The sequence below is a fragment of the Kribbella endophytica genome (assembly GCF_054781295.1).
In genome coordinates this window covers 1,468,474-1,482,249 of the sequence record NZ_BAAGUR010000001.1, presented here as the reverse complement: position 1 = coordinate 1,482,249, position 13,776 = coordinate 1,468,474, and the positions used below count along the sequence as shown (strand labels likewise).

Genomic DNA, 13,776 nt, shown 5'->3' with positions numbered 1-13,776 from the left:
GGAGGGTGGGTAGGGTCGGGAGCATGCTGCCCGCTCTGCTCTCCCTCCCGTACCTGGTTGCCTTCGACATCGACCAGGAGGGACGGCTGCTGATCGGGTACGACGGCAGCGGCGTCCGCCAGTTGCACGAGGTCGGACCGGACGGCAGTTGGCGCACGCTGACCTCCTCGGGCGAGCGGGTCGTCTCGGCCCACTACGTCCCGGACAGCCGGCAGGTGGTCATCGAGCAGGACACCGGCGGTGACGAGCGGGGCCAGCTGTACCTGCTCGACCTGTCGTCGGACACTCCGGTGCAGGAGCCGCTGGTTCACGACACCGAGCACTTCCACCACCTGATCACCGCGCGCGCCGGGCGGGTGCTGTTCACCACCAACCGCCGCAACGAGGTCGACTTCGACCTGGTCGCGCGGGACCTCGCGACCGGCGACGAGAGCACGCTGTACGACGCGGGCGGGTTCGTCTACGCGGTGGACTCGTCGCCCGACGACCGGTGGGTCGCGGTGAGCCGTGCGGGCGGGCCGGCCAACACCGTCCAGGTGCTGCTGGTCGAGACCGCGACCGGCGAGGTCAGCGACGTCACGGCGTACGACGACGAGACCTCGGTCTACGCGGTCTCCTGGCTGCCGGACTCGAGCGGGTTCCTGCTCTCCGCCGACGTCGACCGGGACCGGATCGCGATCTTCCGGTACGACCTGGCCACGCGTTCGCTGAGCCCCTTGGTGGTGGACGATACGCAGGACGTGGTCGGTTCGGCGAGTCCGGACGGGCAGCACGTGTTGGTTGCTTCCAGCAACGATGGTGAGGTGACGCTCGCGCTGCACGGGACCGACGGCGGTCTGATCGCGCCGATCACTTTGCCGCCGGGTGGGTGTGGCGCGGTGCTGGTCGACTCGGCGCCACACTGGTCTTCGGACGGCAGCCACTTGGTGCTCACGTACAGCAGCCCGGTCGAGCCGCCGTACGTGTTCCGCTACTCAGTCTCGTCTGGTGCGTTGGACGCCGTGCGGGCGCCTGAGTCGCTGGAGCTGCCGGCCTTACAGCACCCGACGTCGTACCGAGTGGAGTCGTTCGACGGTGAGCAGGTGCCGGTGTACGTGTACCAGCCGGACGGCGGTGGGGACGGCTCGGCGGTCCTGTTCATCCACGGTGGTCCGGAGTGGCAGCACGGCAAGATCTGGCACCCGCTGGTCGCCGGACTCGTTGCTGACGGCCACACCGTGCTGGTGCCGAACGTGCGCGGTTCAGCGGGCTACGGCAAGCGTTGGTACTCGCTGGACGACCGGGAGCTGCGGCTGGACTCGGTGCGCGACCTGGCCGCGCTGCACGCCTGGCTGCCGACCATTGGGGTCGACCAGTCGCGCGTCGCACTGTATGGCGGGTCGTACGGCGGGTACATGGTGCTGGCCGGGCTGGCCTTCCAGCCGGAGCTGTGGGCTGCCGGGGTGGACATCGTGGGGATCGCCTCGCTGGTGACCTTCCTGGAGAACACGTCGTCGTACCGGCGTCGGGCGCGGGAGCGGGAGTACGGCTATCTGGAGACCGACCGTGCGTTCCTCGAGTCCGCGAGCCCGCTGAGCCGGGTGGACGCGATCGAGGCGCCGCTGTTCGTGATCCACGGCGCGAACGATCCGCGGGTCCCGCTGTCGGAGGCGGAGCAGATCGTGGCGGCGCTGGAGAAGCGGAAGGTGCCGTGCGAGCTGCTCGTGTACGGCGACGAAGGGCATGGGCTGTCGAAGCGCGCGAACAAGCTCGACGCGTATCCGAAGGCGTTCGCGTTCCTGCGGGAGCACCTCGGGCACGCCTGATCCGGCCGCGGCTGCTCAGTCCGCGGTGATCTTCGCGGCCAGCTCGGTGATGACGCCCTGCCAGTGTTTGCGCTGGTGCTCGCGCTCGTCGGCGTTGGCCAACCGCTCCTGGTGAACGACCAGGCGGGCTTTGCTCTTGCCCGTCGCGGTGACGGCCAGCTGGATGGTCGTCTCGTGCGGCCAGTCGGCGGGCTGCCAGGTCAGGCGGACGCGGGTGAGATCGCGGAAGCTGCGGAGCTCGCCGCGGGTCCCGTCCTTGGTCTCGTACGCCGTGCCCTTCTCGTTGAGCAGGGTGACGCCTTCGCCGAGCCAGATCGCGACGCCGGCCGGCGAGGTGACGAAGTCCCACACCTCGTCGATCGGGCGGTCGATCGTCTTCGAGACGCCGATCTGCCAGCCGGCGTCCTTGGTCCGGCCAACCTGCCCAACCTGCGGTCTGCTCGGCCCGTCGCTCACGGGGCGACCGCCGCGATCGCGCTGACCTCCAGGAGGGCGCCGGGAACGGTCAGGCTGGTGACGCGGATGCCCTGCACGGTCGGTGCGGCACCTTCGAGTCCGGCGGCGGCGACCGGGTAGGCCTTGGCCAGGTCGACCTCCTCGGCCAGGTAGATCGTCATCGACACCAGGTCGTGCACGGTGGCGCCGGCGGCGGCCAGGGCGGTCTTCAGGTTCTTCATCACCTGCTCGGTCTGCGCCGCGGCGTCGTCACCGCCGATCAACTTGCCCTCGCCGTCGACGGCGTTCTGGCCGCCGACGTACAGCGTGGTCATGCCGGGCGGGACGACGGCGACGTGGGTGAACGCCGGGGAGTTCACGAGTCCAGCGGGGCGAAGCAGCGTTTTCTCGGTCATGGATCCAGGATCACGCACTACCCGGTCAGATACTGTCCGGGTTTCCAGGTTAGTTTTGGCTATGAGCACCACCAGCCGCCGGCTCGAGACGCTCGCGCTGCTGCAGACGCACCCGGGGATCTCCGCGCCCACGCTGGCCGCCCGGCTCGGGGTGACCGAGCGGACTGCCCGGCGCGACATCGCCCAGCTGCGCGAGCTCGGCTACCGGATCGACGGCTCGGCCGGGCGCGACGGGGGCTACCGGCTGGCGCAGGGGCGGGCCATGCCACCGCTGCTGCTGGATGCGGACGAGGTGGCCGCTGTGGCGCTCAGTCTGCGGACGGCGGTGGGTGTGGAGGGGCTGGAGACGGCGGCGGTCACGGCGCTGGCCAAGCTGACGCAGGTGGTGCCGTCACAGTGGCAGACGCGGTTGACGGCGCTCACCGACGTACAGGCTTATCCGGGGCGTTCGCCGCGGCGCGCTTCTGGCGACGTACTGGTTCAGTTGGCGCTGGCCTGTCGGGCTGGTGAGGCTGTGCGGTTCCGGCACCGGCGGCTGGGGGCTGCGGAGGACCACGCGGTCGAGGTGCAGCCGTACCGGCTGGTGGCGTTGCGGCGGCTTTGGTACTTGGTCGCCTGTGTGCGGGGTGCGGACGAGTGGAGGGTGTACGCCGTCGACCGGATCTCGTCCGCGCAGCCGTTGGGGATTCACCTGCCCGCGCCTCCTCCGCCTGATGACGCCGCGCAGCTGGTCGCGCAGTCGCTGGCGCACGGGCGGTGGCGGCATCAGGTGCGGGTGGCTGTGCACACGTCGGGCGACCTGGTCCGTGAGCTGGTCGACCCGAGTGTGGCGGCTGTGGTGGACACCGGTGACGAGTGCGAGCTGCAGTTCGGGACGGACGATCTGGACTGGGCCGCGCGGTGGCTGGCGTACCTGAACCTCGACCTGGACGTCATCGAGCCCGCGTCGTTGGCCTCACGTCTTCGGGTCTTTGGCCAGTGGCTGGCCGAGCGCTACTGAAACGCAGGCTCCAGCGGCTGCAGGACGGCGTTGGTCGCGTCGAGCCTTACCGGAAGACCGAGCGGTACGGCGAGGTTGAGGTCCTCGTGCCCGATCGCGGCTCCGATGACCATCGGGACCTGCAGCGGCTCTAGGCGTTCGCGTACGACGTCCGCGACGAGCCCGCCGTCGTCGGCCTCGCTGAAATCCCCGATCACCAGTCCGGTCACCTGCTCGAACCAACCCGCACGCAGCAGCTGCGTGAGCAGCCGGTCGACGCGGTACCCGTCCTCGCTGACGTCCTCCAGCACGACGATCCCCGCCGGCTTCACCGCCGTCGGCGACCCAAGACTCGCCGCCAGCAACGCGAGGTTGCCGCCGAGCAGCCGACCTTCCGCCGTACCGGCCACTACTGTCTCGGCACCGCGCGGAGCCAGCAGATCAACAACCTTCTCCGGCTCGAACAGCAGGTCCTTCAGCCTGTCGCCTCCCGCGGCCAACTGCTCAACTCCCGCAGCCATCGGCCCGTGCACAGTCACCAGCCCCCGCGCATTCAGCGCCTCGTGCAACGCGGTGATGTCGCTGAACCCGACAAACACCTTCTCCACCGCAGCCAACGCGTCGAGATCCAGCAACGGCAACATCCGCTGCACGCCGTACCCACCCCGCCCACAGAACACGGCCGCGAAGCCGTCGTCCATCCAGGCCTTGGTGAAGTCCTCAGCCCGCGCTCTGTCACTCCCCGCCAGATAAGGCAGCCGCTCGTCACGCGCCAGCGCCGACGGCATCACCTCAACCTCCAGCCCCCACTCCCGCAGCCGCGCACTGCCGACCTCCAGCCGCTCCGCCTTCAAGGGCCCAGCCGGCGCCACCACAGCCACCCGATCCCCAACCGTCAACCGCCGAGCCTTCCGCACATCCATCACCCCCGAACGCTATCCGCTGTCCACCCTCCGACCACACCCCGCCGCCTTGATGCCCCCGTGAAAAGGTGAGGACATGGCTCTCGAGATTGCGTTGATCGATGTGGTGGCGGGACAGGAAGAGGCGTTCGAGGCGGCGTACCGGGAGGCCCGCCAGCAGCTGCAGGGCGCCGGTGCGCTGAGCATCCGCATGACCCGAGGCATCGAAACCCCCACCCGCTTCGTCCTGCTGGTCGAGTGGGAGTCGGTCGAGGCCCACGAGGCCTTCCGAGCCGGCGAAGGCTTCGGGATCTGGCGAGGCCTGATCGGCCCGTACTTCGCGAACCCGCCCCACGTGGAGCACTTCAACGACGTCGAGGGGTGATTCGGCGGACCGCTCGGGTGTTCACCGCCGACGACGGGGCCTACGGCAACGAGGTCGCCGTCGTTCTGGTGGACGGGATGCCCTCGGCGGACGAGCGGCAACGCCTGGCGACCGCCGCCGCCGAGCCGGCGACGGTGTTCGTGGCGGAGGATCTGCGGACAGTGCGGATTCACAACCGGTTGCTGGAGCGGCGGTTCGCCGGGCATCCCCTGCTGGGCACCGCCGCCGTACTGCGGTCGCTCGGACACGCGCCGTCGGTGTTCACCACCGCGGCTGGCGAGGTCGACGTGTGGGCGGCGGACGGCGTCGAGTGGCTGTTCGCTCCTGCGGAGTGGTCGCCGAAAGCTCGGCATCGGCAGGTCGCGTCGCCGGATGAGGTCGAAGGCATGACGGGCGCACCTGCGGATGAGCCGGTGCAGGTGTGGGCCTGGATGGACGAAGGCGCTGGGGTCGTGCGGGCGCGGATGTTCGCGCCTAGCGAGGGGAAGCCTGAGGACGAGGCGTGTGGGTCTGCCGCGATGGTGCTGGCGGGGCGTCTCGGCCGGGAGCTGCGGGTGGTGCATGGCCGCGGCTCGGTGATCCGGGTGCGGCCTCGGGGTGCCGGCGTGGACCTTGGAGGCTACTGCGTCGTCAGTCCGCCAGGTGCTTGAGTACGGCGGTGATGAAAGGGGCTTTGCCTGCTCGGTAGGCGGGGCGGTTCTGGTCGTTGGCGGTGGCTAGTTGTTGTTTGAGGTGGGCGTAGTCGGCGCGGGCTGCTGGGGTGGTTCTCAGGTGGTCTCGGAAGGCTAGCCAGGTGGGCCAGGCTTTTGAGGACTGCTCGACGATGTGTAGGTGGTGGGTGCGGTGCTCGATGGTTGGGTAGCACCAGGAGTGTTTGCGGGAGTGGGCGTCGCCTGGTTCGGGGGCGGGGAGCCAACCGGTGGCTGTGAGGGCGTCGAAGTTTAGGGCGGTCTGGTCGGTGACTACCGCGAGCATGTCGATGATTGGCTTGGCGGGGAGGCCGGGGACGGCGGTGCTGCCCATGTGTTCGATGGGGCGGGTCAGGTACGGCGACAGGGCCGCCTGGACTGGCCGGCGCTGCTCTTCGAACAGGGCCGGCCAGCGGGCGTCGTACTCGGTGATGGTGATGCGATCGAAGCGCATCCCACCAGATTTACCAGTCGACGCGGATGCGCTGCGACTTCGTGGTGCCGTTGACGGTGACGGCCAGGTCGACGGTGCCTGGGCGGAGGCCTGTGAGTTTGCCGGTGGTGGGGTCGTAGGCGGCTGCGGCCCAGAAGGGGGCTGTACTTGCGGGGCCCAGGTGGAGGAAGGTCGAGCCCGTCCAGTCGGCTGAGACCGGGAAGCTGACCGGGACTCGGCGGGTTTCTTGGACGACCGTCGCGGTGGCGGTGGTGGTCTGGCCTCGGCGGAGGGTTGCCGGGGCTGCCAGCTCCAGGGCGTCCACGTGGGGGCGGAGCTCGACCTGGAACCACGAGCGCTCAGGAGCTGACCAGTGGCGTACGCCGGCGTCGGCGGCGGGGGCGTTGGGGTCGATGCCGACCAGCGCCCAGCCGGTGAAGCCACCGGCGTCAGGCGCGGCGGCCGGGCTCTTGCCGGAGTTGCCGGTCAGCGGGAGCAGTACGCCGTCCGTACGCGTCGCCGCGAACGTGCCCGCGTGGGCCGCCATGTACGCGGCGCCCTTGCCTGTCGACGCGCGGAAGTCGGCCAGCCAGCGGACCAGCAGTTCGGCCTCCTTGCGGTCGCCGAGCTGCGAGTTCGCGGTGGGCGACGGGTCGTCGATCGGATGGTGGGCCATCACCACGACGTTCCGGATCGCCTTGTTCTTGGCGGCGTCGTCGAGCTGCCGGCGCAGGTCCAGGATCTGCGCGAACCCACCGGCCCGCAGCGACCCGAGCGACGAGTCGCGCAGGACGAACCGCGTGCCCTTGTGGTCGAACGTGCTGGTCGGTGCGCCGAACACCTTGGTCCACTCCGACAGGTCACCCGGGCCGTAGCTCTCGTGGTTGCCCGGCACGTAGTGCACCGGCACCTTCCCGGCGACCTCCTCGTCGATGATCCGCTTCGCCAGCGCGATGTCGTTCGCGAAGCCACGGTCGACGAAGTCACCGTTGATCACCAGGAACTCGGGGTTCTGCGCGAGCGCCTCGCGGATCGTCCGCCGGGCCTGCTTGACGAAGTCCGACTCCGGGTCGTCCGCGGTGAACTGCGCGTCCGACAGTACGGCGAACTTCCAGCGCTTCCCGTCGAGCTTGCCATCGGCAACCACCATCGGGTCGACGACCTTGGCCGGCGGCTGGACGGTGACCGGCGGAGCGCCACGGACGGTCAGGTCGTCAACGACGATCCGGCCGGCGTACTGGCGGGTGGGCACGGTCTCGACGACGTAGATCCGCCAGAACTTCAGCGGCATCGTCAGCCCCGGCGGGATGTCGGCCTCGACGTACTTCCAGCCGGTCCAGTCGACCGCGGCCGCGAGGTTGAGCGTCTGCGCCGAACCGCCGGCGCCGTCGTACGCGTTGGCACGCAGCCAGGCGCCCTTGCCGTCGCCGTACACCCACGCGCCGAGCTTCTGCGGCTGCCCGGGCAACGTCTGCTGCGGCGTCATCGACAGGTACGCCGCGCGCGTGGCGGTGCTGCCGGTCAGCGAGTAGTCGAGCGCGATCGCCTGACCGCCGTCGTGGCCCTCGGCCGTCGATCGAGTCGCCGTGGCCGCACCGGCCGGTACGGCGTTCGCCTGCCAGCGGGACAGGTCGTCGACCTCGTCGACCACCTCGCTGCTGAGCCCGGCGGTGACGCTTAGCTGCGTCGACAGGGCGCCGACCTTCGCGGTGATCACGGTCGAGACCGCGTCGGTGCCGAGTGCGTTCACCTCGAAACCATTGCCCTTGGCAACCACATTGACGAGCGTCTTGTCGTAGGTGAGCGTGACGTCGCGCGGCTCGACCCAGGTGGAGAAGCCGTCGGCGTCGTACCCGGTGACGCTGAAGAAGCCCTTGGTGGTGGCGTTCGGCAACGACACCTGCTTGCTCGACGGCGCGAGCCGGGTGGGCTCACCGAGGACCGTCATCGGGAAGCGGCCGTTCGCGTGGCCCTTGGCGGCGGTGATCACGACATCGCCGGCGCGACGGCCGGTGACAACGCCCTGGTTGGTGACGCGGGCGTTGCTTCCGGCCGACCAGTACGGCGTGCCGGCTGCGGGTGCGTAGGTCTCGTCGTGGCCGCGGGCGGTGAGGACTCGGCTCAGGCCGGTCAGGACCTTGGCGCTGCGGGTGAGGTCGGCGTCGGCCGGTTCTTCCGTCGTACCGGCTGCCTCGATGCGGAAGCCCTTGAGTTGGCCGGAACCCTTGACCGGGAGGAGGCCGAGGCCGTTCGGGGTCAGGCGCTCGGAGCCGTCGGAGGGTTTGTTGACGACCTCGGGCGCGGCCTCGCCGGGCGAGCGCTTCAGCATCGTCGACGAACCGCCGCCGTCGAGGTTGAGCACGTCGTCGGCACCGAGGTCCAGCATCAGCCGGGCCAGTTCCTTCTCGGTCAGGCCGCGGGAGTCGACCATCCGGCCGTCGACGGTGAGCAGGATCATCCGGCGGCCGTCGGCGGAGAAGCCGATCGCCGTACGGGGGTGGAGCGCGGTGTCGTCGACGTTCAGGATCTGGCCGTCGCGGGCTAGTTGGAGGTTGCCACTGAGGGCGACCGCTGCGTCGGCTGCGTCGGCGCGGGGGCCGTACTTCACCTCGACCTTGTCGCCTGGCTCGAACGATTCGAGGGCGGTCGCGCCGGTCTCGCGGCCGATGAGGGCCTGCTCGTTCGCCGCGAGCGGAGTGGTGGCGGGGGTGGTGTTTGACGAGACGACGACGCCGTCGCGGAGGATGACCTCGCGGACGGTCGGGAGGCCGTCGACGGTGCGGGTGCGGGCGGCCTCGCCCCACTGCGGGGTGTAGAGGCCGATGCCGTTCGCGTTGACGGTCGGGGAGTTGAGGTTGGTCAGGTCGACCTTGCTCGCGTCGTCGTCCGTTGCCGAACCTTCGAGGAAGACCTGGGCGATGCGGCCTAGGCCGTCACTGCCGATCACGGCGGTCTCGTTGTGGCCTGCCGCTGGTCCGTTGACGAAGCGGCCGGCGCCGCCGTCGGCGTCGCGTTCGATGCCCACGCCGAGGGGTGCGCCGGTGTCGTTGATGTCGAAGAAGTCGCCGTTGACGCCGGCGATCGCCTGCTTGCGCTGCACCTGCTGGCTCAGTACCTCACGGCCGGAGACGGTGCCGGGGTTGAGGTAGTCGACGGTGATGCCTTGGCGGTCGAGGTCGGCGACGAGGATGTCCCCGCGCAACCAGCCGCGCGCGTCTAGGCGGTCGAAGCTGGTGTAGTTGACGCCGGGTGCGACCGGGCTGTCGGTACGGCGGGTGACGATGCCTTCCCCGGGTGGTGCGATCGCGACGTCGGGGATGTCGGAGGCCGCGGAGGAGCCCCGGTGAGCCTCGACCGGTTGGATGGGGTCAGCTGCTGCGGGCTGGACGGTGGTGAGGAACAGACCGCCGGCGACAAGGCCGGCGGTCAGCGTACGTCGTACTGGTCTGGAGAGAGCGGGCGTGGACACGGAGCCTCCTGGCGGTGGACGGGCGTGGCCATCCGACGAGGCGTGTCCTGCTGCCGTGTGAGGCGCGGGTGTACGCCGATCGACCGAACGGTGACAAACTAACGTCTCCGTCGGTCGATCGGAAGATTTTCTACTCGATCAGTCCGTGGCGACCGGGCGGCCGAAGGACTGCCAGGCGTGCATACCGCCGTCGAGGTTGATCGCCTCGCGGCCCTCGGACATCAGGTACTGGGTGGCGACACTCGAACGGCCGCCGACCGCGCACACGCAGATCACCTTCTGGCCGAGCGGCACCTCGCCGACGCGCTGCTGCAGCTGGCCGAGCGGGATGTGGGTCGCGCCGTCGATGTGACCGCTGTTCCACTCGTCCGGCTCCCGCACGTCGAGCACGAAGGCCTCGGCCAGCAAAGCGTCGTCCACGTCGGCGACGACGACGGCGGGAATCATCGGGTTCTGCGTCATACCCCGATCATTGCAGCCCGGAGGTGAACCATCACACCCGGAGGAGGGGAATGCGGATGCTCAGCCGGTGGATCGCGCGTTGACACCGCCGGTCCGGCGGCGGAAAGTCGACCACGGGCGACGACAACGGGAGGCACGGCTTGGCGTTGGTCGAGGGGATCCCCGGCGAGTTCGGCCCGCAGCCGTGGGGTGAGGCGATCCTGCGGAACTGCGGCGTCCTGCTGCTCAAGATCACCCGCCGCCCCGCCGACCACGAGATCAGACTGCCAGGCCTGGCGACCACCCCGCGGCACGTCGTCGAGGAGCAGACCGGCAAGGCCCTCACCTGGCGTCGCGACGGCGACGACCTCGTCGTTCGGCTGCCAAGCGATCAACTGTCGGCGCTGACCGTCATCAAGGTCGCACTGCAGGGCAAGCTCCGAATCGTCCCGCCGGGCACAACGACCGCCAACGCCGACGGCGTCTGGGACCTCACTCCGGAGGCTCTGTCGCGAGCGACCTTCCACCTGGTCGCCCGCCGTACGGCGGATGTCGGCGTCCGTCTGATCGGGCCGGCCGAGGCCGGGATGCGGCTGATCGAGGGACTCGCGCCGGGCAGCGAGTTCCAGGTGCAGGTCGGAGGACGCGCGTACGGCGTACCGGTGGCCGAGGTGGTCGGTCAGGTCATCGGGCCGTTCCCGGTCCGGGCCGGCCAGGTCGTGCGGCTGTCCGTGGCGGGGCTGGTGGTGACGCGCGCGCTGGTCGCGCCGGTCGGGACCGTGCTCGCCTCGGTGCACTCCAAGCACGGCGACCTCGAGGTACAGGTGACGAACTTCGGCCGTACGGCGGCGCGCGGCTCGGTCCGCGTGCCGACGCCCGCGGGATGGCACGGCGACGAGGACGAGTGGGACTTCGAAGGCCTCGCTCCCGGCGCGACCATCGGCCGAAAGCTCCGGCTACAGCGCGAAGAAGGTGCCGCGCCACTGGTCGTTCAGCTGGACGCCGGGCGTCGCTCCGCTTCGTTGCCTTGGTGAACCCTTCCGGTCAAAACCGGTCAAAGCGTTGAGCCAGGGAAACTCTGATGCCGAGCTCGGCGGGCAAGGTGTTCTTCAGCTACAACGGCCTGAACTACGTCTGCTCCGCGTCGACGATCAACAACAGCTACAAGACCTGATCATCACCGCGGCGGTCCGTGGATGAAGGACCGGATCGACGCGAACCTCGGCTACGTGTTCGCGGTGACGTCACGGCGAACGACGAGCGGTACGCCGTACCTGCTGGCGACGCCGAACTCGGCCGGCGTGAAGACCATGTTCGACCAGATGACGACGTGAGCCTGGCTACTTGAGCAGCTTGGACAGGCGGCGGTCGGCCAACGGCTTGCCGCCTGTCTGACAGGTCGCGCAGTACTGCAGGGAGGAGTCGGCGAAGCTGACCTCGCGGACGATGTCGCCGCAGACCGGGCACTTCTCGCCCTTGCGGCCGTGCACGCGCATGCCGCTGCGCTTCTCCGACTTCAGGTCCTGCGCAGCCAGGCCCTTCGAGCGCTCGACCGCGTCGCGCAGCGTCTCCTGCATCGCGGTGTAGAGCTCCTGCATCTCGTCGTCGCTCAGGTTGGACGCCGGTTTGAACGGGCTCATCTTCGCCACGTGCAGGATCTCGTCGGAGTAGGCGTTGCCGATCCCGGCGATCACCGACTGGTTGCGCAGCACGCCCTTGAGCTGGACGCGGCCGGCCTCGTGCATGATCTCGGCGAAGCCTTCGGGCGAGAGCAGGAACGGGTCGGGGCCGAGCTTGGCGATGCCGGGAACCTCGTTGATGTTGCGTACGACGTACACGGCGAGCTTCTTCTGCGTTCCGGCCTCGGTCAGGTCGAAGCCGGACTCGTCGTCGAGGATCAGCCGCAGCGCGATCGGGCCCTTGCCCGGACGCACCAGACCGGTCGACTGCTGCTCACGCCAGCGCAGCCAGCCGGCGCGGGCGAGGTGGATCACCAGGTGCACGCCGGAGGCCTCGAGGTCGAGGAACTTGCCGTGCCGGCTGACGTCGTCGATCAGCAGCCCGGTCAGGGCCGAGATCGGCGGGTCGTAGGTCTTCAGCGCGCTGATTGCGGTGATGTCGGCACGCACGATCGCCCGTCCGACGGCTCGCTCCCGCAGGAACCCCGCCAACGACTCGACTTCCGGCAACTCGGGCACCCCAACAGTGTGCCGTACACCACCGACAGATCCCAGACTCGTCGGTAGGGGTTTCAGGGGGTGGGTGCGCGGAAACCCGGGGGTCGCTCAGGCGGATTCCCTAGCCGGTTTCTTGGGGTGAACCGCTACCTTCGAGACAAGACGAGAAGGAGGCCCCCGATGGGTTTCGTGAAGACACTGCTCAAGGGCGCTGTGGTCGCCAAGCTGGCCCAGGTCGCGCAGCGCGAGCTGAGCAAGCCGGAGAACCAGCGCAAGGCCAAGGAGATGTTCCAGAAGGTCCAGCAGCGGCGTAACGCGCACTGAGCCCTACCGACTCCGCCCGACCCGGCGAGCAGGGACGACCCTCGCCGGGTCCGAGGCGTGCGCCAGTACGCCGTGCGCCGTGGTGGAGTCAGAGTTTGACGGCCTGCAGGGTGTAGGTGCAGGGCAGCCGCTCGGGGCGATCGGTCAGACGCCACTCGGCGAGGTCCGGGTCCTTGGTCATCTTGCCGGGCAGCGGGACCCAGGGAGCGCTGTCGTGCTCCTCGAAGGCCGTCAGCTGCAGACCGTGCTTGATGAGCGCGGTGATGATCTCGCCCAGCCCGTGGTTCCACTCGTGGGTCACGTTGTGCTGGAACTGCACGTCGGTCTCGACGTACGTCCCGCCCTCGTCCCAGACCTGCGGCTCCTGGGTCTCGAAGTACGGGAAGCTGACCTCGAGCTTCTCGGTCGCGTCGTCGAGCGCCCAGAGCATCGGGTGCCCCTCGCGGATGAACAGACGCCCACCCGGCTTCAGCAGCCCGCTCACCGTCGCCGCCCAGCGATCGATGCTCGGCAGCCAGCCGATCGCGCCGATCCCGGTGAAGACCAGGTCGTACGACGCAGCGCCGAGCACCTCGACCGCGTCGTACACATCGGCCTGGTGGAAGTCGACCTCCAGCCCGAGCTTGTCCGCGAACGACTGCGCCTGCTCGACGGCCGGCCCGGAGAAGTCCAGCCCGCTCATCCGCGCGCCGAGCCTCGCCAGCGAGACCGTGTCCGTCCCGATGTGGCACTGCAGGTGCACCCCGCGCAGACCGCTGACGTCACCCAGCCGCGGCAGATCGAACCGCACCACGTCCGAGATGAACGACGGATCGCTCTCGAACTCCGCCAACTTGTAGTCCGGCGACGCCGCATGCGCTGCGACCCGCTCGTCCCAGCTCTCGCGATTGACCACCCGGTAGTCGTCCATGCGAGTGAGGGTGACACACCAACTACCGAAGCCGCTCCGGGTTTTCCACAAGGAACCGCCCGACCCAGCAGGCTGGATCGGGCGGAGGTTGGACCGGACGGTCGTCGTCAGGCTGCGTGGCGGCCGTGCGGGGTGTGGAGGCGGGCGCGACGGAGGTGGACGACCGCGCTCGGCGTGGTGGCGGGCTTGTGGGTGAAGGGCTTGGCGCTGCCGCCGAGGGCGAGCAGGTCGAGCTTGGTCCTGGCGATGTCGCGGTCGCCGCTCGAGCCGGCGGGAAGGCCGGTGGAGTGGCGGCGGTTGCTGAGTTCGAGGGCGGCGACGATGGCCAGTGCGAGGACTGCGAGAACTACGATTCCGGTCATGGCAGTAATCATCCTATCGTTGAGATCCAGCCACAATTGGCACTACTGA

16 protein-coding genes are annotated in these 13,776 nt (G+C 69.4%); 7 read left to right on the top strand and 9 right to left on the bottom strand.

Features of this window, described 5'->3' with window-relative positions; genetic code table 11:
• Window positions 1-23: 23 nt before the first annotated feature.
• The gene (locus ACYVIO_RS07145) at window positions 24-1,805 is read left to right on the top strand and encodes a S9 family peptidase (RefSeq protein WP_460649853.1); all 1,782 of its coding nucleotides are present in this window, start codon (window positions 24-26) and stop codon (window positions 1,803-1,805) included.
• A 15-nt stretch (window positions 1,806-1,820) separates the two neighbouring features.
• On the opposite strand, the gene ACYVIO_RS07140 is transcribed toward ACYVIO_RS07145, so the two are convergent.
• Both ACYVIO_RS07140 and ACYVIO_RS07135 read right to left on the bottom strand, forming a co-directional pair.
• Window positions 1,821-2,261, bottom strand: a complete 441-nt coding sequence (locus ACYVIO_RS07140) for an SRPBCC domain-containing protein (RefSeq protein ID WP_460649852.1) — start codon at window positions 2,259-2,261, stop codon at window positions 1,821-1,823.
• Window positions 2,258-2,656, bottom strand: a complete 399-nt coding sequence (locus ACYVIO_RS07135) for a RidA family protein (protein ID WP_460649851.1) — start codon at window positions 2,654-2,656, stop codon at window positions 2,258-2,260. The genes ACYVIO_RS07140 and ACYVIO_RS07135 overlap by 4 nt, the downstream gene beginning before the upstream one ends.
• Window positions 2,657-2,717: 61 nt before the next feature.
• Between ACYVIO_RS07135 and ACYVIO_RS07130 the strand changes: the two genes are divergently transcribed.
• A complete protein-coding gene (locus tag ACYVIO_RS07130) occupies window positions 2,718-3,656 on the top strand; it encodes a helix-turn-helix transcriptional regulator (RefSeq protein WP_460649850.1) in 939 nt (312 codons plus the stop codon).
• Here ACYVIO_RS07130 and ACYVIO_RS07125 read toward each other — a convergent pair.
• Window positions 3,650-4,558 carry a S66 peptidase family protein gene (locus ACYVIO_RS07125; RefSeq protein ID WP_460652066.1) on the bottom strand — a complete coding sequence of 303 codons (909 nt, stop codon included), beginning with the start codon at window positions 4,556-4,558 and terminating at the stop codon, window positions 3,650-3,652. The genes ACYVIO_RS07130 and ACYVIO_RS07125 overlap by 7 nt on opposite strands.
• A 76-nt stretch (window positions 4,559-4,634) precedes the next feature.
• Here ACYVIO_RS07125 and ACYVIO_RS07120 point away from each other — a divergent pair, with 76 nt between their 5' ends.
• Together ACYVIO_RS07120 and ACYVIO_RS07115 are read left to right on the top strand one after the other, a co-directional pair.
• Window positions 4,635-4,922 (top strand): antibiotic biosynthesis monooxygenase family protein, encoded by a 288-nt coding sequence (locus tag ACYVIO_RS07120; protein ID WP_460649849.1) that lies wholly within the window; start codon window positions 4,635-4,637, stop codon window positions 4,920-4,922.
• A complete protein-coding gene (locus ACYVIO_RS07115; protein ID WP_460649848.1) occupies window positions 4,919-5,572 on the top strand; it encodes a PhzF family phenazine biosynthesis protein in 654 nt (217 codons plus the stop codon). The genes ACYVIO_RS07120 and ACYVIO_RS07115 overlap by 4 nt, the downstream gene beginning before the upstream one ends.
• Here the strand turns inward: ACYVIO_RS07115 and ACYVIO_RS07110 are convergent.
• The 3 genes from ACYVIO_RS07110 to ACYVIO_RS07100 form a co-directional block, all read right to left on the bottom strand.
• Window positions 5,553-6,065, bottom strand: coding sequence for a GrpB family protein (locus ACYVIO_RS07110; protein WP_460649847.1), 513 nt, complete (start codon window positions 6,063-6,065; stop codon window positions 5,553-5,555). The two genes, ACYVIO_RS07115 and ACYVIO_RS07110, sit on opposite strands and share 20 nt — an antisense overlap.
• A 10-nt stretch (window positions 6,066-6,075) precedes the next feature.
• A complete protein-coding gene (locus tag ACYVIO_RS07105; protein WP_460649846.1) occupies window positions 6,076-9,513 on the bottom strand; it encodes a phosphodiester glycosidase family protein in 3,438 nt (1,145 codons plus the stop codon).
• Between the two features lie 138 nt (window positions 9,514-9,651).
• Entirely contained in the window at window positions 9,652-9,975 is a 324-nt protein-coding gene (locus tag ACYVIO_RS07100; protein ID WP_460649845.1) for a rhodanese-like domain-containing protein, read from the bottom strand.
• A 140-nt stretch (window positions 9,976-10,115) separates the two neighbouring features.
• Between ACYVIO_RS07100 and ACYVIO_RS07095 the strand changes: the two genes are divergently transcribed.
• Both ACYVIO_RS07095 and ACYVIO_RS07090 read left to right on the top strand, forming a co-directional pair.
• Entirely contained in the window at window positions 10,116-10,988 is an 873-nt protein-coding gene (locus tag ACYVIO_RS07095; protein WP_460649844.1) for a hypothetical protein, read from the top strand.
• 162 nt (window positions 10,989-11,150) lie between these two features.
• Complete coding sequence (locus ACYVIO_RS07090; protein WP_460649843.1) at window positions 11,151-11,288, top strand: hypothetical protein; 138 nt, start codon at window positions 11,151-11,153, stop codon at window positions 11,286-11,288.
• Between the two features lie 6 nt (window positions 11,289-11,294).
• On the opposite strand, the gene ACYVIO_RS07085 is transcribed toward ACYVIO_RS07090, so the two are convergent.
• Window positions 11,295-12,152: an Fpg/Nei family DNA glycosylase gene (locus ACYVIO_RS07085; RefSeq protein ID WP_460649842.1), complete on the bottom strand. Its 858-nt coding sequence runs from the start codon at window positions 12,150-12,152 to the stop codon at window positions 11,295-11,297.
• A gap of 159 nt (window positions 12,153-12,311) precedes the next feature.
• Between ACYVIO_RS07085 and ACYVIO_RS07080 the strand changes: the two genes are divergently transcribed.
• The gene (locus ACYVIO_RS07080; protein ID WP_344177384.1) at window positions 12,312-12,455 is read left to right on the top strand and encodes a hypothetical protein; all 144 of its coding nucleotides are present in this window, start codon (window positions 12,312-12,314) and stop codon (window positions 12,453-12,455) included.
• A gap of 88 nt (window positions 12,456-12,543) precedes the next feature.
• Here ACYVIO_RS07080 and ACYVIO_RS07075 read toward each other — a convergent pair whose 3' ends face one another.
• Entirely contained in the window at window positions 12,544-13,365 is an 822-nt protein-coding gene (locus ACYVIO_RS07075; RefSeq protein ID WP_460649841.1) for a class I SAM-dependent methyltransferase, read from the bottom strand.
• 107 nt (window positions 13,366-13,472) lie between these two features.
• On the bottom strand, window positions 13,473-13,727 hold the full coding sequence (locus ACYVIO_RS07070; RefSeq protein ID WP_460649840.1) for a hypothetical protein: 255 nt from the start codon (window positions 13,725-13,727) through the stop codon (window positions 13,473-13,475).
• Between the last annotated feature and the right edge of the window lie 49 nt (window positions 13,728-13,776).

Coding starts and splice junctions, on each gene's coding strand:
- ACYVIO_RS07100 (WP_460649845.1), bottom strand. CDS start 9,975: ATGACGCAGAACCCGATGATTCCCGCCGTCGTCGTCGCCGACGTGGAC.
- ACYVIO_RS07120 (WP_460649849.1), top strand. CDS start 4,635: ATGGCTCTCGAGATTGCGTTGATCGATGTGGTGGCGGGACAGGAAGAG.
- ACYVIO_RS07075 (WP_460649841.1), bottom strand. CDS start 13,365: ATGGACGACTACCGGGTGGTCAATCGCGAGAGCTGGGACGAGCGGGTC.
- ACYVIO_RS07125 (WP_460652066.1), bottom strand. CDS start 4,558: ATGGATGTGCGGAAGGCTCGGCGGTTGACGGTTGGGGATCGGGTGGCT.
- ACYVIO_RS07145 (WP_460649853.1), top strand. CDS start 24: ATGCTGCCCGCTCTGCTCTCCCTCCCGTACCTGGTTGCCTTCGACATC.
- ACYVIO_RS07135 (WP_460649851.1), bottom strand. CDS start 2,656: ATGACCGAGAAAACGCTGCTTCGCCCCGCTGGACTCGTGAACTCCCCG.
- ACYVIO_RS07070 (WP_460649840.1), bottom strand. CDS start 13,727: ATGACCGGAATCGTAGTTCTCGCAGTCCTCGCACTGGCCATCGTCGCC.
- ACYVIO_RS07090 (WP_460649843.1), top strand. CDS start 11,151: ATGAAGGACCGGATCGACGCGAACCTCGGCTACGTGTTCGCGGTGACG.
- ACYVIO_RS07110 (WP_460649847.1), bottom strand. CDS start 6,065: ATGCGCTTCGATCGCATCACCATCACCGAGTACGACGCCCGCTGGCCG.
- ACYVIO_RS07130 (WP_460649850.1), top strand. CDS start 2,718: ATGAGCACCACCAGCCGCCGGCTCGAGACGCTCGCGCTGCTGCAGACG.
- ACYVIO_RS07080 (WP_344177384.1), top strand. CDS start 12,312: ATGGGTTTCGTGAAGACACTGCTCAAGGGCGCTGTGGTCGCCAAGCTG.